Raw genomic sequence first — 21,715 nt, forward strand, 5'->3', positions numbered from 1 at the left:
TGTATTTATGAACTAATTGTTCTTTTTCAGTATACTACATCAGGGAAAGGAGAACAAGTGTTTCTTTTATACTATAGAGATTTTTTTAAGCAGATATGCTCAGATGTGCAATTCATCTCACCACCTGAAGAGGTGGGAGAATTCTTGCTACATTTGTTAAAAATTTTTCAGTGCAGCCCGAAGAATTGCTTCTACATCATCTGCCGGCACATCTTCCGGTACCTTTCGTACTGCACGAAGGGCATCTGCAGAACTGTATCCTAATGCGGCAAGCGCCTCCACCGCTTCCTGACGACTATCCCTCAGATCAGATGCTCCCTCAGCTGCTTCTTCCTGCTGATGCGCCAGTTTCATCTCAAAAGCATCTTCCAACTTCAGCTTGTCTTTCAGCTCCAGGATCATTTTCTGGGCTGTCTTTTTCCCGATTCCAGGGGCCTTGGAGATTGTTTTTACATCATCGGAAAGCACTGCAAAACGAAGCTCGTCTGCACTGATCCCGGAAAGGATCCCCAGAGCGCCTTTAGGTCCGACTCCGTTGACACCGATCAGAAGCTTGAACATGCCAAGATCATCCTTCGAAAAAAAACCATATAGCTGTAGAATATCCTCCCGCACATAGAGAAAGGTATGGATCTTCTTTTCATCGCCTATCCGTGCTTTCCCAAGATCCTGTCCTGTCATATAAATCTCATAACCAATTCCGCCATTTTCCACAACCAGACAATTTTCACCGATATCTGCTACAGTACCTTTTACAAAAGAAATCAAATCTCAAGGCTCCTTCCCTGAAACAGCTGAACATCTGTTTCCCATATGAACGCAATAGTAACATAATTTTCAAAAAAAATCAACCCGGAATACAATCTCCGGGTTGATCCTGTATACAAGCCTGTGATTCCTCTCGTTGTTTTCTATCACTGATTAAGGAAATCCTGATCCTCAAAATAATTGATCCGCATAGAAGAACGGACATCATGAAGCGTTGCGGCAGCTTTTTCTCTGGCAACCTCTGTACCGGCTTTCAGGATATCGAACACATCTTCGGTTCGCTGCTCCCACATTTTCCTTCTTTCACGGATCGGTCCAAGCTCTGCCTGCATAACATTATTCAGGAACTTCTTGACTTTCACATCACCAAGGCCACCTCTCTGATAGTGAGCCTTAAGTTCATCCAGATTCTGATACTCTGGCAGAAATTCAGCAAAATGTTCCGGGCGGCTGAAGGCATCCAGATAGATAAATACCGGATTTCCCTCTACACGACCAGGATCCTGAACACGAAGATGATTCGGATCTGTAAACATGGACATGATCTTTTTCTTCACAACATCTTCTTCATCAGACAGATAGATGCAGTTTCCGAGAGACTTACTCATCTTAGCCTTTCCGTCAATTCCCGGAAGACGTAAGCATGCTTTATTGGAAGAAAGAACAATTTCCGGATCTGTCAGTGTGTCACCATAAACGGTATTGAATTTATGGACGATCTCCTTGCACTGCTCAAGCATCGGAAGCTGATCTTCACCTACCGGTACATGTGTTGCGCGGAAAGCAGTAATATCCGCAGCCTGACTGATCGGATAGCAGAAAAAGCCTACTGGGATGCTGGCTTCAAAATTACGCATCTTAATCTCGGATTTAACGGTAGGATTACGCTGTACTCGTGCTACCGTAACCAGATTCATATAATAAAAGGTAAGTTCTGTCAGCTCCGGAACCATGGACTGAATAAAAATATTGGATTTCTCCGGATCAAGCCCGCATGCCAGATAGTCCAGAGCAACCTGAAGAATGTTATGACGTACTTTCTCCGGATGCTCTGCATTATCTGTAAGTGCCTGGGCATCTGCGATCATAATATAAATCTCATCATATAAGCCGGAATTCTGCAGCTTCACACGCTCTGCCAGAGATCCAACATAATGACCTACATGAAGGCGCCCCGTCGGACGGTCGCCAGTTAAAATAATCTTACTCATGAATTTCGTTCTCCTTGAAGTATACTGAATATTTATATCCTATTATAGCCCCTTGAAATTCACCGGTCAAATATTTTTAACCGGAAACTGCAATTTTTCATCGAAATATAACCAAAAGCTTGTACGTATTTATTTATGCATTATCGGGCACAACATGCTTTATTCCAAAAAAGAACTGCCACGTCACTCGGAAAACTTCTGTGACAGGCAGTCCTTTTTGTTTTACAGAATCACATGTCTTGGGCAAACTTCCTTACATTTACCGCAGCCTGTACACTTATCGTAATCGATGTGTGCACAGAAATCGGTAACTGTGATCGCCTCGGACGGACAATTCTTCTCACATTTTTTACAGCCGATACAGCCAAGCTCGCAGGCAACTGTAACTGCCTTACCTTTTGCGTGGGAGCTGCAGGCTACACGTGTCTGTTTGTCATATGGTACCAGCTCGATCAGGTGACGCGGACATTTGGCAACACATTTGCCACAGGCTTTACATGCTTCCTGATCTACGACCGCAATACCATTCACTATATGGATCGCATCAAATGGACATGCCTTTACACAGCTTCCGAAGCCCATACATCCAAATGTACAGTTTTTTGCACCGCTGCCAGGGATGAAAGCCATCATCTCGCAGTCTTCCACACCTGTGTACTCATATTTCACAGTCGTCTTATCACAGGTTCCCGCACATTTTACAAAAGCAACCTGACGTGCGGTTTCTTTTACTTCCTGTCCCATGATCGCGCCAATCTTGGCTGCAACAGGAGCACCGCCAACCGGACACTGATCTACAGGAGCTTCTCCCTTTGCAATTGCGGCAGCGAGTCCGGAACATCCCGGATATCCACAACCACCACAGTTATTTCCTGGAAGAACGCCGAGAATGGCTTCTTCCTTTTCATCTACCTTAACGGTTAATTTCTTGTCTGCAAGTCCGAGGAAGATACCAATGAATAAACCAGTACCGCCGACAATGACTGCAGCCATAATAATTCCTGTTATACTCATGCTCTTCTTCCTCCTATACGATTCCGGAGAATCCAAAGAATGCAATAGCCATCAGTGCTGCCGTAAGCAGAACGATCGGCATACCCTGGAAGGATTCCGGAATATCGTTGTATTCCATTTTTTCACGGATTCCCGCAAGTAATACAATTGCGATCAGGTAACCTACACCTGTGGCAAATCCGTTGACAACACTTTCAAGAATGCTGTATTCATATTTAACATTGTTCAGTGCTACACCAAGAACTGCACAGTTTGTTGTGATCAGAGGAAGGTATACACCAAGTGCCTTGTAAAGGGATGGTACAAATTTCTTGAGAAACATTTCTACAATCTGTACCAGTGCCGCGATAACCAGGATAAATACGATCGTTTTCAGATACTCAAAATGGGTCGGTACCAGGATGAATTTATAAAGCAGTCCTGCAACAAAAGATGCAATAGTAATAACAAACACAACTGCACCACCCATGCCGGCTGCGGTTTCTGTTTTCTTGGAAACTCCAAGGAAAGAACAGATTCCCAGGAACTGACTCAATACAACGTTACTGCAAAGCGCAGAACCAATTGCAATCAACATCAAGCTTGCCATTTTCTATTCCCCCTTTTTATTCTTTGTCGGAAGGACATCCGCCGCAGGTCGCACAATTGGAGCCACAGCCGGACTGGATCTTGGAAACATCTTTGCCCTTCTTTGCCATGTTGATCTTTACTTTGTTCTGGATCGCTGCAAGTCCGGCAAGAACCAGAAATGCTCCAGGTGCAAGGATAAAGATAGTGATCGGGGTATAGCCGGCAGCACCGGTAGCTGCATCAGCAACCGGAATGATCTGTGCTCCGAAAGCCTTTCCGGAACCAAGGATCTCTCTTACAAGACCAATGGCAACCAGGCCCACTGTGAAGCCAAGACCCATTCCAAGTCCGTCAAAGATAGACGGAAGGACAGGGTTCTTGGAAGCATAACTCTCTGCACGTCCCAGAATGATACAGTTAACAACGATCAGTGGAATGTAAATTCCAAGTGACTCATAAAGAGAAGGAGTAAAGCCTTCCATCAGAAACTGTACGATAGTTACAAAAGATGCTACAACTACGATAAAGGCCGGCATTCTGACGGAGTCTGGAATAACCTTACGCAGCATGGAGATGAGCATGTTTGACATAACCAGAACTACGGTTGTGGAAAGTCCCATACCAATACCATTGATCGCAGAAGTCGTTACCGCAAGGGTAGGACACATACCAAGCATCAGGACGAAAATCGGATTTTCGGTTATAATGCCGTTTTTTAATCTTTCACCACAATTATTCATATTCAACTACCCTCCTAAAATGCGTTTTTGCAATAGCCGATAGCTGTATTGACTGCACCGGTAAAAGCTCTGGATGTGATGGTCGCACCACTGATAGCATCAATAGGCTCACCTTCGCCGCCGTCCTTGGATACATAGAATTTGTCGGTATTCTTTCCAACATACTGTTCCTGGAACTTCGCTTCTGTAGCACGCATTCCAAGTCCGGCAGTCTCACTGATGGAAAGAATGGAAACGCCGCTGACGGTACCGTCTTTTGTTACACCAACTGTGATCTGGATATCACCGCCGTAACCCTCTTTATCGGTTACAGTTACCACATAGCCTTCATCTGCTGCTTCACAGACTTCATCTACGGTTGCTTTGATTCCAAGATCTGCAACTGTTTTATCTGCTGCTTCCTTGTCTACATCTACAGCTTTAAAATCTTCCAGGCTTACATCACTGAATACAGTCTGCCAGGCTTCTTTTTTTGCCTGTTCCTCGGTTCTTGCAATGGGTTCTTTGGTAACTTCGTAAACCAGTCCAAGGCCAAGGCCGGCAACTACTGTAATGATCGTAAGGATCAATGTATTTCTGATAATCTTACCCATTATTTCTTGCCTCCTTTTCCAAAAGCAACCGGTTTTGTTACTTTTTCAATAAGCGGAACCAGAAGATTGCAGAAAATGATCGCATAGGAAACACCCTCTGCGGAACCACCAAAGAGACGAAATACCGCTGTCACGATACCGAGGCAGCAGCCATATACCAGCTGACCTTTCGGAGTGATCGGCGTTGTCACATAATCGGTTGCCATAAACCAGGCTCCAAGCATCAGACCTCCTCCAAAGATATGGCTGAAAAGATAGTTTACATCAAAGCCTTTTCCTGTTCCCAACATATAGAAAATGACAAATACTGCAAAACTTCCAATATATGTAAGAGGTACCTTCAGATCGATGATCTTAAATGCGAGAAGGATCACTGCACCGATGAGGATCGCCAGGGCAGAAGTCTCACCGATGGTACCCTGGATATTACCAAGGAACAGATTCTTTACAGGAATAGAAGTCCCCTCAATGAATCCCTGGCTTTTAAGCGCTGCCAGAGGTGTTGCCTGTGTAACCGCATCTACAACAGCATGGGAGCTTTTGGAAACTGCAAAGTTAGTCATTTTTCCGGCAAAAGAGATCATAAGGAAACATCTTCCTGCAAGAGCCGGGTTCATAAAGTTCTGTCCAAGTCCACCGAACAGCTGTTTTACAACAATGATTGCAAAAGCACTGCCAAGGATCGGCATCCAGATCGGGATCTGGGGCGGCATGTTCAGTGCAAGCAGAAGTCCTGTTACAACTGCACTGAAATCAGTAGTTGTATTCTTTTTATGCATCAGTCGGTCATACAGCCATTCAAAAAACACACTGGATGCAACCGTCGCCAGCACTACAAGGAGTGCATGCACTCCAAAGTTCCAGATACCGAAAAGTGTTGTCGGCAGAAGTGCGATCACTACCAGCTGCATAATACGGCTGGTGGTCATTTTATCCCTGATATGGGGATTAGATGATACGTTATACATTTGTTCCATTGTTATTCCTCCCCCTATTTCTTTTTCTTGCGCTCTGCAAGAACCATTTTTCTCATAGATTTAATACTCTGAGTCAGAGGTCGTTTGGCCGGACAGATGTAACTGCAGCAGCCGCACTCGCAGCATTCCATACCATCCATTTTTTCGAAGCCTGCCATATCACCGTGTTCTGCAAGAGTTGCAAGGCGGGCCGGAACCACATGGCCCGGACAGACGCTTACACAACGTCCGCAATTGATACATGCAGTCTGGATCTGCTTCGCCTCGGAAACTGCGTCACGCTCCAGGAAAAGCAGGGAAGAAGTTGTCTTCGTACATGGAATATGAAGATCATACAGCGCAAATCCCATCATCGGTCCGCCGGAGATTGCTTTTGCGATCTTTTCCTTCAGTCCGCCTGCAGCATCTACCAGTTCAGACAGATCTGTGCCTGTAAGAACGGAAAAGTTCTTCGGTGTACGGATACCGTCTCCGGTAACCGTTACATTACGGCTGATGACCGGCTGTCCAAGGATCACTGCCTTATAAACAGAAGTAACGGTCTCTACGTTATCAACCACGCATCCTACGTCTGCCGGAAGCATGGTGGAATTGATCTCTCTGCCTGTTACCGCATAGATCAGTGTACGCTCACCACCCTGAGGGTATTTGGTCTTAAGCTCTTTTACTTCCATACGCTCTTTGCCTTTGATGGCTTCTTTCATCCTGGCAATACAATCCGGTTTGTTGTCCTCGATACAGATACATCCCACTGCCTTCGGGAAAGCTTTCAGGATTACTTCCAGACCACCAACAATACTTTCCGGTTCTTCCATCATCCTTCGGTAGTCACTGGTGATATAAGGCTCACATTCCGCACCGTTGACCAGGATATGATCGATCTTGTCAGGTTCCTTTGGTGAAAGCTTTACATGTGTCGGGAAACCTGCACCACCCTGACCAACAACTCCGCCTTCCTGAATCCTTTTCAGGATATCCTCCTTGGAAAGATCCGAAAGCTTTGCAGGTGCATATTCCACAGATTCGTACAGACCGTCATTCTCAATGATGATCGCATCACCCATGGCGCCTACTGCGGTCAGACGTTTCTCGATTCCCTTTACGGTTCCTGATACAGACGAGTGTATCGGTGCGGAAACAAATCCTCCTGCTTCTGCGATTTTCTGTCCTGCAAGCACATGATCACCTTTTTTTACGATCGGCTTGGCCGGAGCTCCGATGTGCTGAGAAACAAGAATTGCCAGATCTCCCTTCGGCAGATACTTCTCGACAGGACAGTTTTTTGACAAATCTTTGCCGTCATAAGGATGGATACCACCCCTGAAGGTTAAAAATGCCATAGATCTCATCTCCTCCTTTATTTTTGCAAGTACATGTACATGGTATTTCTGCGTTGCGCATATACTCTTTTTTTAAGTTGATTCTGTGTTTCTGATTTTCCTTTTCTTATTTCATCCAAGACAAACAAGATCTATTTCGCTCCCATAAATCATTTCGCGAAACATTACCAGCGAACAGTAACAAAGTAGCTTCTGCTTTGAGCAGGATATGTATGAAAGGTTGAATCCAGACACGATCCTGTGATATACTTCGGTAGAAGATATTCACCAGCTCATAAAAAAGCTGTAAATGAATAACCAATTTATGAAGCGATAATAGTCATTTTTTCACTGTCAATCCCCACATAAATCCAGTACCATTTCCTGTTTTTTATCATCAACTCTACTAATAACTATAACTCATTTCACTTTAAATTGCACTATTGAAAAGCAATTTTTTTGTGTATAATCAGATACAATCCATAAAGGAGAAAATTAACATGATCGTTAAAAAAATGCCGATTTTACAAGGGTTTCCAGACTTTGAGACTGTTAAAAAATTGACTAAAAATCATGGATTTTCAGAGCGTTTTGTACCGCTTTTCTATGATATTGAAACTACAGGACTATCACGAAATTCCACTTTTCTGTATCTGATCGGTGCTGTAGCCTACGAAGGAAACAACTGGCAGATGTACCAGTGGATGATTGAAAACGAAGAGGAAGAACCTGAACTTCTGAAAACATTTTCTGAATTCCTTCAGGATTTTTCATGTACGATCCAATATAACGGTGACAGCTTTGACCAGCCTTATCTGGATGCACGATATCAGATCCACGGACTCTCTTCCCCTTTTACGGAGCTGCCATCTCTGGATCTTTACCGGGAACTAAAGCCGCTCAAGGGACTTCTGAAGCTTTCACGGATGAATCAGCCTTCCATGGAATCATTTCTCGGTATTACTGAACGGAACTACTATGATGGAGGTGCCTGCATCCGTCTTTACAAACAATTCGCTTCCGGAAAGAAACCGGAAGCGGCAGAGATCGTTATGGGACATAACCGGGAAGATCTTCTGGGACTTGGAAAAATTTTCTCCATGCTGTCCTATCTTGCTCTTTTCAATGAAGATTACGAAGCACTAAATTGTGAAATTCAAGACGATCAATTGGCCTTTACCATTAAAACTAATTACGATCTGCCTGTTGAATTTTCAAATCATAGTGAAGAATTCTACATAATCGGACAGAATAACCGTGTCCGTCTTCTTGTGAAGCTTCAAAATGGACGTTTAAAGCAATATTATTCCAATTATAAAGATTACGATTACATCCCTTCCGAAGACACTGCAATACCAAAAACCTTAAGTGCCTGCATGGATAAAAAGCTCCGAAGGCCTGCCAAAAGGGACAACTGTTATACCTGGTTTCCTGTAACAGAAGCTTTTCTGCATGATCCTTTAAAACAGAAAACCTATCTGAAACACTGCCTGCCATATTATCTTTCTGTTCTTAAATAATATCTCTGTTACGAAATTCCAATTAAAAGAGGCCGTCACAATAAATGTGACGGCCTCTGAAATTCAAAATATTCATCTGCTGTACAGCTTCTGAGAAATTACTCCTCTGTCTGCTCTGCAGAATTATCCTCGAGTGCTTTCATGCTGAGGCTGATCTTTCTGTCTTCGCCATTGAAATCAACAACCTTAGCCTCGATCTCCTGACCGATGGAAAGTACATCAGATGGTTTCGCAACGTGCTCTCTGGAGATCTGAGATACATGAAGAAGAGCATCTACTCCAGGTGCAAGCTCAACAAATGCACCGAAATCTGTCATACGTGCAACTTTGCCCTTTACTACGTTTCCTACTGCGAAGTCCTCAGCAGCTGTAAGCCATGGGTTCTCCTCCGGGAATTTAAGGGAAAGTGCGATCTTGTCTCCGTTGATATCTTTGATAAGAACTGTAACTTTATCACCTACGTTGAATACCTTCTTCGGATTCTCTACTCTGCCCCAGGACATCTCAGAGATGTGAAGAAGTCCGTCTGCTCCGCCGAGGTCAATGAATGCACCGAAATCTGTAACATTCTTAACAACACCCTCAACTTTATCGCCTACGTTGATCTTAGCAAGAAGCTCTTTCTGTTTCTCAGCTTTCTCAGCAAGAAGAAGCTGTTTGCGGTTACCGATGATACGGCGTCTTCTTGGGTTGAACTCTGTGATAACGAACTCGATCTCCTGATCTGCATATTTGGAAAGATCTTTCTCATATGTGTCAGATACAAGGCTTGCAGGAATGAATACTCTTGCTTCCTCAACATTGACACAAAGACCACCGTCAAGTACCTGTGTTACAGGAGCCTTCAGAACCTCCTGGTTCTCGAATGCCTCCTCAAGACGTTTGTTGCCTTTCTCTGCAGCAAGACGTTTGTAGGTAAGTGTAACCTGTCCCTCTCCGTCGTTTACTTTGAGAACCTTTGCTTCCATGGTATCGCCAGGTTTAACAACGTCTGTAAGCACAACGCTTGAATCGTTTGTGTACTCGTTCTTTGTGATGATACCGTCTGCTTTATAGCCGATATTCAGGATGATCTCATCATCTTTAACATCGATGACGGTACCCTGTACGATCTCTCCATTTCTGATTGTTTTTACGGAATCTTCCAGCATCTGTTCAAAACTTAACTCTGACATGTTCTTGAACCTCCTCAATAATTTTCTTTGGGGTGGAAGCCCCTGCTGTAATACCTACACAACTACTGCATTGGAACATTTCAGAATCCAAGTCTACAGGTGTTTGTATATAGTAAGTATTTCCACATTCCTTTTTACATATTTCAAACAGCTTTTGAGTATTGGAGCTATGTCGGCCACCTACGACCAGCATAGTGTCTACCTCTCCGGCTATCGCTTTAGCTTCTTTCTGCCGTTCTTCGGTAGCATTACAAATAGTGTTTAAAATATTTAAAATATTTAAAACATTATTATCATAACTCTTTTTGCGGAGAATTTCAACTAATTCTTGAAATTTGTTGTAATTAAATGTCGTCTGGGACACTACACATACTTCTTTTTCCGGAGAAATATTGAATTTCTCAGCATCCTCAGCATTTTTGATCACTGTATATGGTCCCTGACACCATCCGCAGATCCCCTGTACTTCCGGATGGCCCGGATCACCGATGATCACAATATGGGCACCTCTGGAGCTTTCTCTCTCAACGATCTTGTGGATCTTCAGCACAAAAGGACAGGTAACATCTACATATCCGAGACCATATTTTTTGATCGTGTTATAAACCCTGCGGCCTACTCCATGGGAACGGATCACAACAGTGCCGCCCTTCAGGCTGCCAAGATCCTTCTCACAGATCACAGCCACACCTTTTTTTTCGAGATCTGAGACAACCTCCTCATTATGGATGATCGGGCCCAGTGTATAAATCGGTGCTGCATCGGAACCGATCAGCTCATAAACACGGTCAACTGCTCTTTGTACGCCGAAACAGAAGCCGGCAGTTTCTGCAACTTTTACGTTCATCCATTCACCCTTTTTCTGTATACGGAAAGGATACTCTCAACCACTTCGTCAATTCCCATCTCAGATGAATCAACAAGAACAGCATCCTCTGCTTTTTTAAGCGGAGAAACCGCGCGGTTCATATCTCTCTCATCTCTGTCAACGATATCTTTCAGGATCTCATCCATATCGCAGGCTTCACCCTTCTCTGTAAGCTCCAGGTATCGTCTGCTAGCACGGGTCTTTGCACTTGCAGTCAGAAAGATCTTCACTTCCGCATTGGGAAGAATGGTGGTTCCGATATCTCTTCCGTCCATAACTACATTATTCTCGGCTGCAAGATTGCGCTGCAGCTTCAGAAGATGTGCACGCACCTCCGGATTTGCAGAGCTTACAGATGCCATATTTCCTACATCTTCCTTACGGAGGAACGCAGTTACATTCTTTCCGTTAAGGATCACCTGCTGCTCACCGTTCTCATAACGGATAGAGATATCCGCATCGTGACAGGCTTCAGAGATTTTTTCGTCACCGCTTATCCCTTTTTCCAGAAGATAAAGTGCCATGGCACGATACATTGCCCCTGTATCTACATAAATAAAGGACAGCTCCTTTGCCACTTTTTTTGCAATTGTGCTTTTTCCTGCACCTGCCGGTCCGTCAATTGCAATATTAATACCCATAATCGTTGCTCCTTCCTCTTTTCTGTTATTCGATCGCCTGAGCTGCCGCATACGCTGTAGACCATGCGATCTGAAGATTATAGCCACCGGTCACTGCATCCAGATCCAGTACTTCACCTGTAAAATACAGATTTTTTATTTTTTTGGATTCCATTGTGGATGGCTGTATCTCTTTTACTGACACACCGCCTCTTGTGATGATCGCTTCCTTAAACTCTCCCATTCCCGTGATCGTAAACGGAAAAGCCTTGATCAGACGGCCAAAAGCCTGACGCTCTTCCCTGGAGATCTCATGTACCGGTTTTTCCCCGGGGATACCGCCAATTTCGATCATGATCGGAGTCAGAGAAGACGGAAAAAGAACACCGATCACATTTTTAAACTGCTTGTTATGATTTGCATCAAATTCACGCAGGATCCGGGCATCAAGCTGTTCTGCATCAAGCGCCGGTTTCAGATCCAGGAAAGCCTCCAAAGGCTCCTTTTCCAGCTTTTTGCCGATCTGGGCACTGGCGGAAAGGATCAGCGGTCCTGTCACTCCGAAATGAGTAAACATCATCTCGCCGAAATCTTTATAGAGAACTTTTTTGCCGGATTTTACTGTAAGCTCCACATTCCGAAGGGAAAGGCCCTGAAGTTTGGAGACATAATCTTCTTTTGCCACCAGTGGTACCAGTGATGGTGACTGGGAAACAACTTTATGTCCCGTCTCAGCAGCAAAACGATATCCATCTCCTGTGGAACCTGTGGACGGGTAGGAAAGCCCTCCTGTGGCAACTACCACAGTATCTGCTTCAAAAAAGGTACCGTCCGAAAGTAATACACCGGTAACTTTTTCATCCTGTGTACAAACTTCCGTTACCTCTGTATGAAGATGGATCTGCGCTCCGGCTTTTTTCAGTTCCCGCTCAAGCGCACGGATAATATCTGATGAATGATCCGATACCGGAAAAACCCGGTTTCCACGCTCTGTTTTCAGCGGCACTCCTGCCTCCTCAAAAAATTCCATCACATCTCTGCTTCCATAGGTGTAGAAAGCACTGTAAAGAAATTTGCGGTTTGACATCACTGCCGGAAAAAGTTCTTCGGTATCTGAATCATTGGTGACGTTGCACCGTCCCTTTCCGGTGATGAAAAGCTTTTTTCCGAGTTTCTCATTTTTTTCCAGTATGTGAACCTGGTGTCCTCTGCGCGCAGTATATACACCGCAGAGCATTCCGGCGGCACCGCCGCCTATGATCGCAACTTTGGACATTACCTGTTATCCTGCCTTTTTTATCTTTTTTATGCACAAAGGAGCCTGCATACAGCAAGCTCCTTTTCCTGTTTTGAAATGCATCTGCATTTCTATGTGTGCTTTATACCGGGTATGCGCCGTTCTTGGTATCTGCTACAGTCTCATCAACTTTTGTCTTCTGAGCCTGGCGATATTTAAAGAAGTCCATGGCAACCTGCGGGAACAGTGCATATGTGAGAACATCCTCATCCTGCTCCTTGTACTGTGCCATCTCGCTCTCAAGCTTATCAAGCTCATCCTCCAGAAGATCTGCCGGACGGCATGTGATCGGTTCAATATCTCCGATACATTTTTTCTGTACTTCCGGATTGAACGGTCTGGCTGTTGCGCCATACTTACCACTTAACACGTCTTTTGTCTCTTTTGTGACAACCTTGTAACGCTCGCCCATGATCACGTTAAATACAGCCTGTGTACCAACGATCTGAGAGGACGGTGTAACAAGCGGTGGCTCACCAAGGTCTTTACGTACACGCGGAACTTCCTCAAGTACTTCGTAGAATTTATCCTCGGCATGCTGCTCTTTCAGCTGTGATGTCAGGTTGGAAAGCATTCCGCCAGGTACCTGATACAGAAGAGTCTTGATGTTTACACCAAGGTTCTTCGGATTGAGAAGACCTGTATCAAGAGCCTCATCACGCATCGGACGGAAGTAGTCAGCGATCTCAGCGAGAAGCTGCTGATCAAATCCTGTATCATATGGTGTTCCCTTGAAGGTCTCAACCATAACCTCTGTTGCAGGCTGGGATGTTCCAAGAGCAAACGGAGACATTGCTGTGTCGATGATATCAACACCTGCCTCTACTGCCTTCATATATGTCATGGAAGCAACACCGGATGTATAGTGAGAATGAAGATCGATCGGGATCTTAACAGTCTCTTTGAGAGCCTGAACAAGCTCTGTAGCTTTGTACGGAACAAGAAGTCCTGCCATATCTTTGATACAGATGGAATCTGCACCCATATCTTCGATACGTTTTGCAAGATCTGTCCAGTAATCAAGTGTGTAAGCATCACCAAGTGTGTAAGCCATTGCAACCTGTGCATGTGCTTTCTCCTTGTTTGCTGCTTTTACAGCTGTCTGAAGGTTACGAAGGTCATTCATACAGTCAAAGATACGGATGATATCGATACCGTTAGCTGCGGATTTCTGTACAAAATACTCTACTACATCATCTGCATATGGACGATATCCAAGGATGTTCTGTCCACGGAACAGCATCTGAAGCTTTGTGTTTTTGAAACCGTCACGAAGTTTACGAAGTCTTTCCCACGGATCCTCTTTCAGGAAACGTAAGGAAGCATCGAAAGTAGCACCGCCCCAGCACTCTACTGCATAGTAGCCGACTTTGTCAAGCTTCTCAATGATCGGAAGCATCTGCTCTGTGCTCATACGTGTAGCGATCAGGGACTGATGAGCGTCACGCAGGATCGTTTCCACAACTTTCACAGGTTTTTTCTCTATTTCTGCCATAATTATTCTCCTTACAAATTTTTATAAGACAATGGGTTAGACACCAAAAATCGCCATGAATGTACCGGCAGCAACCGCTGTACCGATAACACCAGCAACGTTCGGTCCCATCGCATGCATCAGCAGGAAGTTTGTAGGATCTGCCTCAGCACCAACCTTCTGGGATACACGGGCTGCCATAGGAACGGCAGAAACACCGGCTGATCCGATCAGAGGATTGATCTTTCCGTGAGTAACCTTGCAGAGAAGCTTACCAAGCATAACACCGCCAAAAGTACCGCAGGCAAAGGCAACAAGACCAAGAACTACGATCTTCAGTGTATCTACGTTCAAGAACGCCTCAGCACTTGTGGAAGCACCTACAGATGTTCCGAGAAGGATTACTACGATGTACATAAGAGCGTTGGAAGCTGTTTCAGAAAGCTGTTTAACAACTCCGGACTCACGGAACAGGTTTCCGAGCATCAGCATACCAACAAGGGGAGCTGTTGTCGGAAGGATCAGGCAAACAACGATTGTGATAACGATCGGGAAAAGGATCTTCTCAAGTTTTGTAACAGGACGGAGCTGCGCCATTTTGATCTTACGCTCTTTCTCTGTTGTGAAAGCCTTCATGATCGGAGGCTGGATGATCGGTACCAGGGACATATAGGAATATGCTGCCACTGCGATCGGTCCCATAAGAGAAGACTGTCCAAGCTTACCTGCAAGGAAAATGGAAGTCGGGCCGTCAGCACCACCAATGATAGAGATCGCTGCTGCTGCTTTACCATTAAATCCAAGGAAAATTGCAAGGAAGTATGCAAGGTAAATACCAAGCTGTGCAGCTGCTCCCATCAGGAAGCTGATCGGGTTTGCGATCAGCGGACCGAAGTCTGTCATCGCACCGACACCCAGGAAGATCAGTGAAGGAAGAATACTCCACTCATCCATTAAGTAAAAATAATGAAGAAGTCCGCCAACGCCATTGGATGAATCCTCAATGCTCAGCATAATGTCCGGATAAATATTTACCAGAAGCATACCAAAAGCGATCGGAACCAACAGCAGCGGCTCAAAACCATGTTTAATGGCAAGATATAAGAACACACATGCCACTGCGATCATCAGGTAGTTTCCCCAGGTAAGGTTGAAAAATGCTGTCTGATGGATCAGGTTTGACAGGGTATTTGTTACATAAGACATTTGTCTACCTCCTGTTTAGTTCATTGTTGCAAGAGTATCTCCATTTTCAACGGCAGCACCCTCTGCAACATCGATGCTGGCGATTGTTCCGTCCTGAGGAGCAACAACCGGGATCTCCATCTTCATGGACTCAACGATCACTACGCTGTCACCAGCTTTTACGCTCTGTCCAACAGATGCAACGATTTTTACAACTTTTCCAGGAACGGCTGCGGAAACTTTAACAGAACCTGCGCCTGCTGCCGGAGCTGCTGCCTTAGGAGCTGCTGCCGGAGCTGCCTTAGGAGCCGGAGCTGCTGCTTTTGGTGCTGCTGCAACTGGAGCTGCTGCGTTTCCGTTCTCTTCTACAGTAACTTCATATGCTGTTCCGTTAACAGTAATTGTATAACTCTTCATTTTAAAATCCTCCTAAATAATGATTATCTTTTTCTGCGGTTGACTTTGCGGATGGAACGTACTACGAATCCGTCTGTGCTTGTTTTGCCTTCAGAAGCAGCGATCGCTGCGGCGATCACGGCAATAAGCTCACCATCATCTGTCACATCCTCAACAGCAGGCTCAGCAACTGGTGCTGCAACCGGAGCCGGTGCTGCGGCTGCCGGAGCCGGTTTGCTCTCTTTTTTCTTTCCTTCCACAAGTCCGGGAATATATTTGAAAAGAGAGATCACGAAGATCAGGAATACCAGGATCACAAATACTGTTCCGAGACCCATCACTGTATTCATCGCTGCCTTCTCCATGTTCTGTGCCAGTGTATAATTCACATCAACTGTAAGAGAAGTCGGGGTTCCTGATTTATCAAATACATAAGTGAAATTCGCTTTGTTTTTCTCGAAGGATACCGGAACAACAACGGTATACTGATCATCGGAATACTCCACTGTGATATCTTTCTCATCAATATCACCTTTTTTCTCACCAAGCTCTTCTCTGGAGCCATCCCATGCACTTGCAGCACTCTGTGTGAAAGCATCCTCTGATTCCAGATATCCCTGGATATCATCCTCGGACATTGCGATGATCGCATCCGTCAGGCCCTTGGTTGTTGTGACAAGCTGACTCTTTACAGAATCATCAATCTCATCAGCAGCCCATGCAGTAGCTGTGCATCCAATCAGAAGTGCAGCTACGCAAAGAAGTGCCATGCAGACAGAAGAGATCTTTTTATAAAACTGTCTCATACGCTCACCTCACTTAGACTGTTCCATGCTTTTTGGATGGACGGTCTTCCCTTTTTGTGAACAGCATCTCAAAAGCACCGATTACATATTTTCTTGTATCTTCTGCTTTGATCACAGTATCCACATATCCTCTTGCTGCTGCAGATGCGATACCGTTCTGGAGTTCTTTGTACTCAGCTGCCTTCTCATTCAGTGTAGAAGCGTCAGCTCCCTCATACATGATCTTTGCTGCAAGGGAAGCATCCATCATACCGATTTCAGCTGTATCCCATGCATAAACCATATCTGCTCCGACAGATTTGCTGTTCATGGCAACGTATGCAGTTCCGTATGCTTTACCAATTACAACATTTACCTTCGGTACAGTCGCAGATGCAAAAGCATGTACCATCTCACCAACGGATTTAGCCATCATCTTCTCATTGCAGAGTGTAGCTTTAAATCCTGTTACATTAGTAAGAGTAAGTACCGGAATCTCAAAAGCATCACAGAATTTTACGAAGTCTGCTGCTTTTCTTGCACCTCTTGCAGAAAGAGTTCCGTCGGAAATCTCTGTCTTATTGCCATCAGCATCGTAAGATTCGCTTCTGTTTGCAACAGCGCCAACGGTAGCTCCGTTCAGACGAAGGAAGCCTGTTACGACATCCTGGCCGTAAGCTGCCTTTGTCTCGAAGAACTCACCGTCATCAGCGATTCTTGAAAGCGCAATAACTGTGTCGCCTGTGCAGCCTGCGATATCATCACATACTCTGTTCAGGTCATCTGTGCATTCCTTGAAGCTGTCATTGTCTTCATTGTTCTCCGGAAGCATGCTGACCAGTGTACGGATCTGTCCAAGGATCTCCTCTTCTGTTCCGATGCCGTCAACAAGTCCTGTCTCCTCACTCTGGAACTGTGCGGAAGCTGAATCGCATTTTTCCACTCTGTTTCCTTCCAGTGCATTTGGAGTATTTACAAACAGTCTGCCCTTCTTCTCCTCTACAAATGTAAAGTCTGTAAGAGCCGGTACAACTGCCATTCCACCGCCGCATGTTCCGAAAACAGCAGTGATCTGTGGAATAACACCGGATGCCAGTGTCTGTTTCAGATAGATCTCACCAAATGCCTCAAGTGCATCGGTAGCCTCCTGAAGACGAAGTCCCGCACAGTCTACAAGACCGATAACAGGTGCTCCAACTTTCAGAGCGAGATCATAAATTTTGGCGATCTTTTTGGCATGCATCTCACCAACTGTTCCGTTCAGTACAGATGCATCCTGGCTGTATACATACACCAGACTGCCGTCAATCACACCATATCCGGTGATCACACCGTCTGAAGGTGCTTTTTTTTCAGTCATGTTGAAATCTGTAGCTCTGGCTGTAACAGCCTGTCCGATCTCAACAAAACTGTTGGCGTCAAGCAGGGAATTAATCCTTGCAGCCGCTACGCTTTGTGTCGCATTACTCATTATACTATGCCCTCCATTTTTTTATTAATATAACCAAAAATTCAGCCGAGTATAATTGTACCTTTTTTTTGCAGAAAATTCAATACTTTTCGTCACGAACGTTAAAAAATTAACCCCTGACTTATGCCAGGGGTCGCTAAATTAATGGAAATAATCCTTAAATACTTTATCCACATACCATTTATAGGTAATTCTGTCGATTTTGTCATCGGCGGTTACAAGGCAGGAAAGGAGTTCTTTTCCGTTGAGCTTTGCATGGAGTGTACCGATCTTCTGGTTTTTCTGTATTGGTGCCGGGAGCTTATCCGGAAGCTCCGTTTCCCATGTGATCGTTTCTGTTTTTTTCAAAAGATATCTTTTCTCACGATCTTTTTCAGAAAGTACTGCGTGTATTTTCAGCATGACCTGTTTGGGAGGATATCCGGAACGATCGGACTTTTGCGGATATGGATCTTCTTTTCCCGGTGCTGCTTCTGTTACCGGGATATCCGGCAGCTGCGGAAGCTCCGGCAGCATCACATACTGATAATTTTCCCTGCCATAGGAAAGAAGCTTCTTAGTATCGCTCCATTTATAATTTTTATTTCCGGGCCATCCGCATCCCAGAAGAGCCACGATAAATAATCGCTCGTCCTGTCGGACTGCGCAGACATAACAATATCCGGCATTTCCTGTAAATCCTGTTTTTCCGGAGATCACTCCTGTTTCCATATCCAGGAAAGCATTGGTATTATGTACCGAATAATGCTTTTTTCCTGAGATATCCGTGAAAGTATAATCTCTAGTCTGGGTAATATGGACAAATGTTGCATTTTTTATTGCATACGCCATGATCAAGGCAAGATCCCGGGCTGTTGTATGATGGATACCGCCTTCATCTTCTCCATCCAGACCATTGGGTGTAACAAAATGTGTGTCCTTACATCCCAGCTCTTTTGCTTTTTCATTCATCTTCTCTGCAAAACCTTCTACGGAGCCGCCGATATGTTCCGCGATGGCCACTGCGGAATCATTATGGCTTTTCAGCATCAGGGAATAGAGAAGATCCTCCAAATAAAACTGCTGTCCCTCCCGCATGCCAAGACGTGTCTGTGGCTGAGATGCCGCATTCCCGGAAACCTGTACGTAATCATCTCCCTTTGCCAGCTCCAGAGCAAGAATACAGGTCATTACCTTTGTGGTGCTGGCATTCGGCCGTCCTTTGTATGCTTCTTTTCCGTACAGCACACGGCCGGTCTCCCCATCCATGAGAACTGCAGAAAGTGCATATAGATTTTCGTCATCTGCCGCCTTTACCGGAAAGATCTGACAAATAATAAGGACCGCTGTCATCAGCACGACAGCGGCCGTACACCGTTTGCTCATAATGCATCACCCCGTACACTGTTCATATAACTGTTTACAGTAACTGTTATATTTAATTTTATGCGGGGATAGCATCCGGATATCACTTGTATCTGTTGTCTGCCGGGATCGATCATCCGTTAAAGGTCAGGTCCCATCTGTCAGAAAGATGCCCTGGCCTGACTGCCAGTGCAGCAAGCTCTTCCAGCATATCCGGTGCCTTGGCAAGTGCCTCTTCCATCAGACTGTCCAGCTTAAGAAGCTCCTCCTTACAGTCGATCTCCGGCTCCGGGCTCATAAAAAATTCGGTAATAAACGCAGATCTCTTTTTTCCTGCGGGGGAAAGGGCATGTTCCGAAAGGCGTCTCTTCCTTCCTCCATCATCACATACCAAAATACAGGTGAATATCTTCATCATTTTCAATGACAGATAAATGTTCCAGGTACGGATCGCCGGCAATACCTGGTGAATCGTCCATGCACTGAGAAAACTGGCACGGATCCCATGAGACGGATAAAAACGCAATGGATCTTTGCCGGTTTCATACATCAGCATACGATCAAATTCCTTCTCAAAGAGCGTATGTGAGACTTTCCCCTCGGCAGCTACCTGATTGACGTAAGGATGACAGGTAGAATCCAGGATATAATGACATCCGAACCCCAGCAGGTAAGCCATCAGTGCAGGATTTTTTTCCTCCCGGACCTTCGCCATGCCCTTTTCAAAGAATTCTCTTGCTTTCCGTCCATGCATCTGCACTCCGTACTGTGTCACCGGATTTTTGGATATAAAATAATAAAACAGGATATCCGGACCATGCTGTCCGATCCGGTACAGATTTCCGTTGCTTCGGATCAGATGCTGTAATTTTGCGGAAAGTTTCCGGTAAACCCTTTTTCCAAAAAGATCATGTGCGTATGTTGTGGGCATTTTCGTCACTCCTCTTCTGTTTTCTGATCTGTCCGACAGGTCCCGTAAACCGGCATCTGTCCGTGTTATTTGTTATACGTCCAGCTTCAGCTGGATCTCTTCCTCTGCTTCCGCCTTGAAATCCTCCAGCTGGACCGGATCCATTTCCGGAAGGTCCTCCAGCCCCTGGACACCAAAGCAGCGCAGAAATTCTTCGGTGGTTCCCAGGAGGATTGGGCGACCCGGAGCATCCAGACGTCCAAGTTCTCTCACCAGATCATAATCCATCAGTTTATTGATGGCATGATCACATTTTACCCCTCGGATCTTTTCGATCTCTGCTTTTGTAACGGGCTGTTTGTAGGCAATGATCGAAAGGGTTTCAAGCATAACGTCTGTCAGCGTGGGTTTCTTTGGCTGCGCTGCGATCCGGATAAGAGAATCATAGTATTCTTTTTTTGTACAAAGCTGAAAGGAGTTTTCGAGCTCTATGATCTGGATCCCCCGCTCTTCTTCCTGATAACGGATCATCATATTTCGGATGATATTTTCCGTTGTTGTCGGATCCTGACGGATCGCTCTGGCAATACGGGGTAATTCCACTGCTTCTCCCATTGCAAACAGGATGGCTTCGATTTCTCCTTCAATTCGTTTGATTTCCACTTATTGTCCTCATTCCTACTATATTATTCATCTGCGAACTCTGTCAGATTCTTCCATGTGTCCGGATCCGTGATAACTTCCACATGAATATCATCAAAAAGATCTTCCTGTTCTGCATGAACATGTCCCATTTTCATCAATTCCAGAATTGCCAGAAATGTCACGATCAGCTGTATTTTGGAATGCTGGTTTTCCATCAGCCTGCGAAAGCTGAATTTCCGGTGAGCTTTTGCATATTCCTTCATTTCCAGCAATTTATCGGAAAGTGATATTTCCTCTTTTTCGATCCTTCCGAATTTACTTCGGATCGGATCGATCTTATTTTCCTGTCTGCGGATCAAAGCCTGATAGATCGCACTCATCCGCTCCAGTGTCAGACCCCGGAGAAGTTCCTGGGGATCAGACGGTGGAGTATACTGTAGCACTTCTTCCGGAAGATCCTGTTTTCGGTAATAAACCCCTGCCGCATCTCCAAGCCTGTCCCGTAATTCATAGGACATATATTTGTACATTTTATATTCCAGCAGCTTCTGCACAAGCTCTGCTCTGGGGTCCTCCTCTTCTCCTTCCTCATTCACTTCTTTCGGAAGAAGCATTTTACATTTGATATCCAGAAGAGTGGCTGCCATGACAAGAAATTCGCTCATGATTCCCAGATCCTCTTTTTCCATGGAATGCAGATATTCCATATACTGATCTGTGATCTCCACAATGGGAATATCATAGATATCGATCTTGTTTTTGTCGATCAGGTGAAGCAGAAGATCCAGAGGGCCTTCAAATACATTCAGCTTAACAGATAATGCCATAGGGTT

The 21,715-nt window shown here is 45.0% G+C and carries 22 protein-coding genes; 1 reads left to right on the plus strand and 21 read right to left on the minus strand.

The annotated features are described in order from the left end of the window. Positions 1 to 156: 156 nt before the first annotated feature. The 8 genes from ruvA to rsxC form a co-directional block, all read right to left on the minus strand. Complete coding sequence (ruvA, locus tag DW694_RS11945) at positions 157 to 768, minus strand: Holliday junction branch migration protein RuvA (RefSeq protein WP_110102322.1); 612 nt, start codon at positions 766 to 768, stop codon at positions 157 to 159. A gap of 146 nt (positions 769 to 914) precedes the next feature. Next, a complete protein-coding gene (gene trpS, locus DW694_RS11950) occupies positions 915 to 1,979 on the minus strand; it encodes a tryptophan--tRNA ligase (RefSeq protein WP_015524886.1) in 1,065 nt (354 codons plus the stop codon). A gap of 222 nt (positions 1,980 to 2,201) precedes the next feature. Then, a complete protein-coding gene (locus tag DW694_RS11955; RefSeq protein ID WP_110102321.1) occupies positions 2,202 to 2,993 on the minus strand; it encodes an RnfABCDGE type electron transport complex subunit B in 792 nt (263 codons plus the stop codon). A 13-nt stretch (positions 2,994 to 3,006) separates the two neighbouring features. Continuing rightward, positions 3,007 to 3,582: an RnfABCDGE type electron transport complex subunit A gene (locus DW694_RS11960; RefSeq protein WP_015524884.1), complete on the minus strand. Its 576-nt coding sequence runs from the start codon at positions 3,580 to 3,582 to the stop codon at positions 3,007 to 3,009. Positions 3,583 to 3,598: 16 nt separating this feature from the next. Beyond that, entirely contained in the window at positions 3,599 to 4,303 is a 705-nt protein-coding gene (locus DW694_RS11965; protein WP_015524883.1) for an electron transport complex subunit E, read from the minus strand. A gap of 14 nt (positions 4,304 to 4,317) precedes the next feature. Beyond that, positions 4,318 to 4,896, minus strand: coding sequence for an RnfABCDGE type electron transport complex subunit G (locus DW694_RS11970; RefSeq protein WP_015524882.1), 579 nt, complete (start codon positions 4,894 to 4,896; stop codon positions 4,318 to 4,320). Then, a complete protein-coding gene (locus DW694_RS11975; protein ID WP_021650508.1) occupies positions 4,896 to 5,873 on the minus strand; it encodes an RnfABCDGE type electron transport complex subunit D in 978 nt (325 codons plus the stop codon). Before DW694_RS11975 ends, DW694_RS11970 begins: the two co-directional genes overlap by 1 nt. Positions 5,874 to 5,887: 14 nt before the next feature. Further along, positions 5,888 to 7,213, minus strand: coding sequence for an electron transport complex subunit RsxC (rsxC, locus tag DW694_RS11980; protein WP_021650509.1), 1,326 nt, complete (start codon positions 7,211 to 7,213; stop codon positions 5,888 to 5,890). A gap of 479 nt (positions 7,214 to 7,692) precedes the next feature. Between rsxC and DW694_RS11985 the strand changes: the two genes are divergently transcribed. Continuing rightward, complete coding sequence (locus DW694_RS11985; protein ID WP_110102317.1) at positions 7,693 to 8,712, plus strand: ribonuclease H-like domain-containing protein; 1,020 nt, start codon at positions 7,693 to 7,695, stop codon at positions 8,710 to 8,712. 98 nt (positions 8,713 to 8,810) lie between these two features. Here the strand turns inward: DW694_RS11985 and rpsA are convergent, their stop codons facing one another. The 13 genes from rpsA to DW694_RS12050 form a co-directional block, all read right to left on the minus strand. After that, the gene (rpsA, locus tag DW694_RS11990; protein WP_015524876.1) at positions 8,811 to 9,887 is read right to left on the minus strand and encodes a 30S ribosomal protein S1; all 1,077 of its coding nucleotides are present in this window, start codon (positions 9,885 to 9,887) and stop codon (positions 8,811 to 8,813) included. Further along, positions 9,868 to 10,734 (minus strand): 4-hydroxy-3-methylbut-2-enyl diphosphate reductase, encoded by an 867-nt coding sequence (ispH, locus tag DW694_RS11995; protein ID WP_118753077.1) that lies wholly within the window; start codon positions 10,732 to 10,734, stop codon positions 9,868 to 9,870. The genes rpsA and ispH overlap by 20 nt, the downstream gene beginning before the upstream one ends. Beyond that, positions 10,731 to 11,396, minus strand: a complete 666-nt coding sequence (cmk, locus tag DW694_RS12000; RefSeq protein ID WP_118753078.1) for a (d)CMP kinase — start codon at positions 11,394 to 11,396, stop codon at positions 10,731 to 10,733. Before cmk ends, ispH begins: the two co-directional genes overlap by 4 nt. A gap of 25 nt (positions 11,397 to 11,421) precedes the next feature. Continuing rightward, positions 11,422 to 12,651, minus strand: a complete 1,230-nt coding sequence (locus tag DW694_RS12005) for an NAD(P)/FAD-dependent oxidoreductase (protein WP_118753079.1) — start codon at positions 12,649 to 12,651, stop codon at positions 11,422 to 11,424. A gap of 103 nt (positions 12,652 to 12,754) precedes the next feature. After that, positions 12,755 to 14,167: an oxaloacetate decarboxylase subunit alpha gene (locus tag DW694_RS12010; RefSeq protein ID WP_015524872.1), complete on the minus strand. Its 1,413-nt coding sequence runs from the start codon at positions 14,165 to 14,167 to the stop codon at positions 12,755 to 12,757. A 36-nt stretch (positions 14,168 to 14,203) separates the two neighbouring features. Further along, on the minus strand, positions 14,204 to 15,352 hold the full coding sequence (locus DW694_RS12015) for a sodium ion-translocating decarboxylase subunit beta (RefSeq protein ID WP_015524871.1): 1,149 nt from the start codon (positions 15,350 to 15,352) through the stop codon (positions 14,204 to 14,206). 15 nt (positions 15,353 to 15,367) lie between these two features. Next, positions 15,368 to 15,748, minus strand: a complete 381-nt coding sequence (locus DW694_RS12020) for a biotin/lipoyl-containing protein (protein ID WP_015524870.1) — start codon at positions 15,746 to 15,748, stop codon at positions 15,368 to 15,370. A 23-nt stretch (positions 15,749 to 15,771) separates the two neighbouring features. Next, a complete protein-coding gene (locus tag DW694_RS12025; protein ID WP_021650514.1) occupies positions 15,772 to 16,533 on the minus strand; it encodes an OadG family transporter subunit in 762 nt (253 codons plus the stop codon). Between the two features lie 13 nt (positions 16,534 to 16,546). Further along, on the minus strand, positions 16,547 to 17,983 hold the full coding sequence (locus DW694_RS12030) for a carboxyl transferase domain-containing protein (RefSeq protein WP_118753080.1): 1,437 nt from the start codon (positions 17,981 to 17,983) through the stop codon (positions 16,547 to 16,549). A gap of 141 nt (positions 17,984 to 18,124) precedes the next feature. Then, on the minus strand, positions 18,125 to 19,348 hold the full coding sequence (locus DW694_RS12035; protein ID WP_118753081.1) for a D-alanyl-D-alanine carboxypeptidase family protein: 1,224 nt from the start codon (positions 19,346 to 19,348) through the stop codon (positions 18,125 to 18,127). 112 nt (positions 19,349 to 19,460) lie between these two features. Further along, complete coding sequence (locus tag DW694_RS12040) at positions 19,461 to 20,258, minus strand: zinc dependent phospholipase C family protein (protein WP_114002439.1); 798 nt, start codon at positions 20,256 to 20,258, stop codon at positions 19,461 to 19,463. A 72-nt stretch (positions 20,259 to 20,330) separates the two neighbouring features. Continuing rightward, positions 20,331 to 20,900 (minus strand): SMC-Scp complex subunit ScpB, encoded by a 570-nt coding sequence (gene scpB / locus DW694_RS12045; RefSeq protein WP_022426764.1) that lies wholly within the window; start codon positions 20,898 to 20,900, stop codon positions 20,331 to 20,333. Positions 20,901 to 20,923: 23 nt separating this feature from the next. Continuing rightward, positions 20,924 to 21,709: a segregation/condensation protein A gene (locus tag DW694_RS12050; protein ID WP_015524863.1), complete on the minus strand. Its 786-nt coding sequence runs from the start codon at positions 21,707 to 21,709 to the stop codon at positions 20,924 to 20,926. Positions 21,710 to 21,715 lie beyond the last annotated feature (6 nt).

Origin of the sequence: Ruminococcus sp. AM26-12LB (genome assembly GCF_003480785.1) — a bacterium.
Classification (GTDB): domain Bacteria; phylum Bacillota; class Clostridia; order Lachnospirales; family Lachnospiraceae; genus Blautia_A; species Blautia_A fusiformis.

Bases quoted from the DNA above. Each gene is read 5' to 3' on its own strand.
- trpS (WP_015524886.1), bottom strand. From the start codon at position 1,979: ATGAGTAAGATTATTTTAACTGGCGACCGTCCGACGGGGCGCCTTCAT.
- DW694_RS11955 (WP_110102321.1), bottom strand. From the start codon at position 2,993: ATGAGTATAACAGGAATTATTATGGCTGCAGTCATTGTCGGCGGTACT.
- DW694_RS11960 (WP_015524884.1), bottom strand. From the start codon at position 3,582: ATGGCAAGCTTGATGTTGATTGCAATTGGTTCTGCGCTTTGCAGTAAC.
- DW694_RS11965 (WP_015524883.1), bottom strand. From the start codon at position 4,303: ATGAATAATTGTGGTGAAAGATTAAAAAACGGCATTATAACCGAAAAT.
- DW694_RS11970 (WP_015524882.1), bottom strand. From the start codon at position 4,896: ATGGGTAAGATTATCAGAAATACATTGATCCTTACGATCATTACAGTA.
- DW694_RS11975 (WP_021650508.1), bottom strand. From the start codon at position 5,873: ATGGAACAAATGTATAACGTATCATCTAATCCCCATATCAGGGATAAA.
- rsxC (WP_021650509.1), bottom strand. From the start codon at position 7,213: ATGGCATTTTTAACCTTCAGGGGTGGTATCCATCCTTATGACGGCAAA.
- DW694_RS11985 (WP_110102317.1), top strand. From the start codon at position 7,693: ATGATCGTTAAAAAAATGCCGATTTTACAAGGGTTTCCAGACTTTGAG.
- rpsA (WP_015524876.1), bottom strand. From the start codon at position 9,887: ATGTCAGAGTTAAGTTTTGAACAGATGCTGGAAGATTCCGTAAAAACA.
- ispH (WP_118753077.1), bottom strand. From the start codon at position 10,734: ATGAACGTAAAAGTTGCAGAAACTGCCGGCTTCTGTTTCGGCGTACAA.
- cmk (WP_118753078.1), bottom strand. From the start codon at position 11,396: ATGGGTATTAATATTGCAATTGACGGACCGGCAGGTGCAGGAAAAAGC.
- DW694_RS12005 (WP_118753079.1), bottom strand. From the start codon at position 12,651: ATGTCCAAAGTTGCGATCATAGGCGGCGGTGCCGCCGGAATGCTCTGC.
- DW694_RS12010 (WP_015524872.1), bottom strand. From the start codon at position 14,167: ATGGCAGAAATAGAGAAAAAACCTGTGAAAGTTGTGGAAACGATCCTG.
- DW694_RS12015 (WP_015524871.1), bottom strand. From the start codon at position 15,352: ATGTCTTATGTAACAAATACCCTGTCAAACCTGATCCATCAGACAGCA.
- DW694_RS12020 (WP_015524870.1), bottom strand. From the start codon at position 15,748: ATGAAGAGTTATACAATTACTGTTAACGGAACAGCATATGAAGTTACT.
- DW694_RS12025 (WP_021650514.1), bottom strand. From the start codon at position 16,533: ATGAGACAGTTTTATAAAAAGATCTCTTCTGTCTGCATGGCACTTCTT.
- DW694_RS12030 (WP_118753080.1), bottom strand. From the start codon at position 17,983: ATGAGTAATGCGACACAAAGCGTAGCGGCTGCAAGGATTAATTCCCTG.
- DW694_RS12035 (WP_118753081.1), bottom strand. From the start codon at position 19,348: ATGAGCAAACGGTGTACGGCCGCTGTCGTGCTGATGACAGCGGTCCTT.
- DW694_RS12040 (WP_114002439.1), bottom strand. From the start codon at position 20,258: ATGCCCACAACATACGCACATGATCTTTTTGGAAAAAGGGTTTACCGG.
- DW694_RS12050 (WP_015524863.1), bottom strand. From the start codon at position 21,709: ATGGCATTATCTGTTAAGCTGAATGTATTTGAAGGCCCTCTGGATCTT.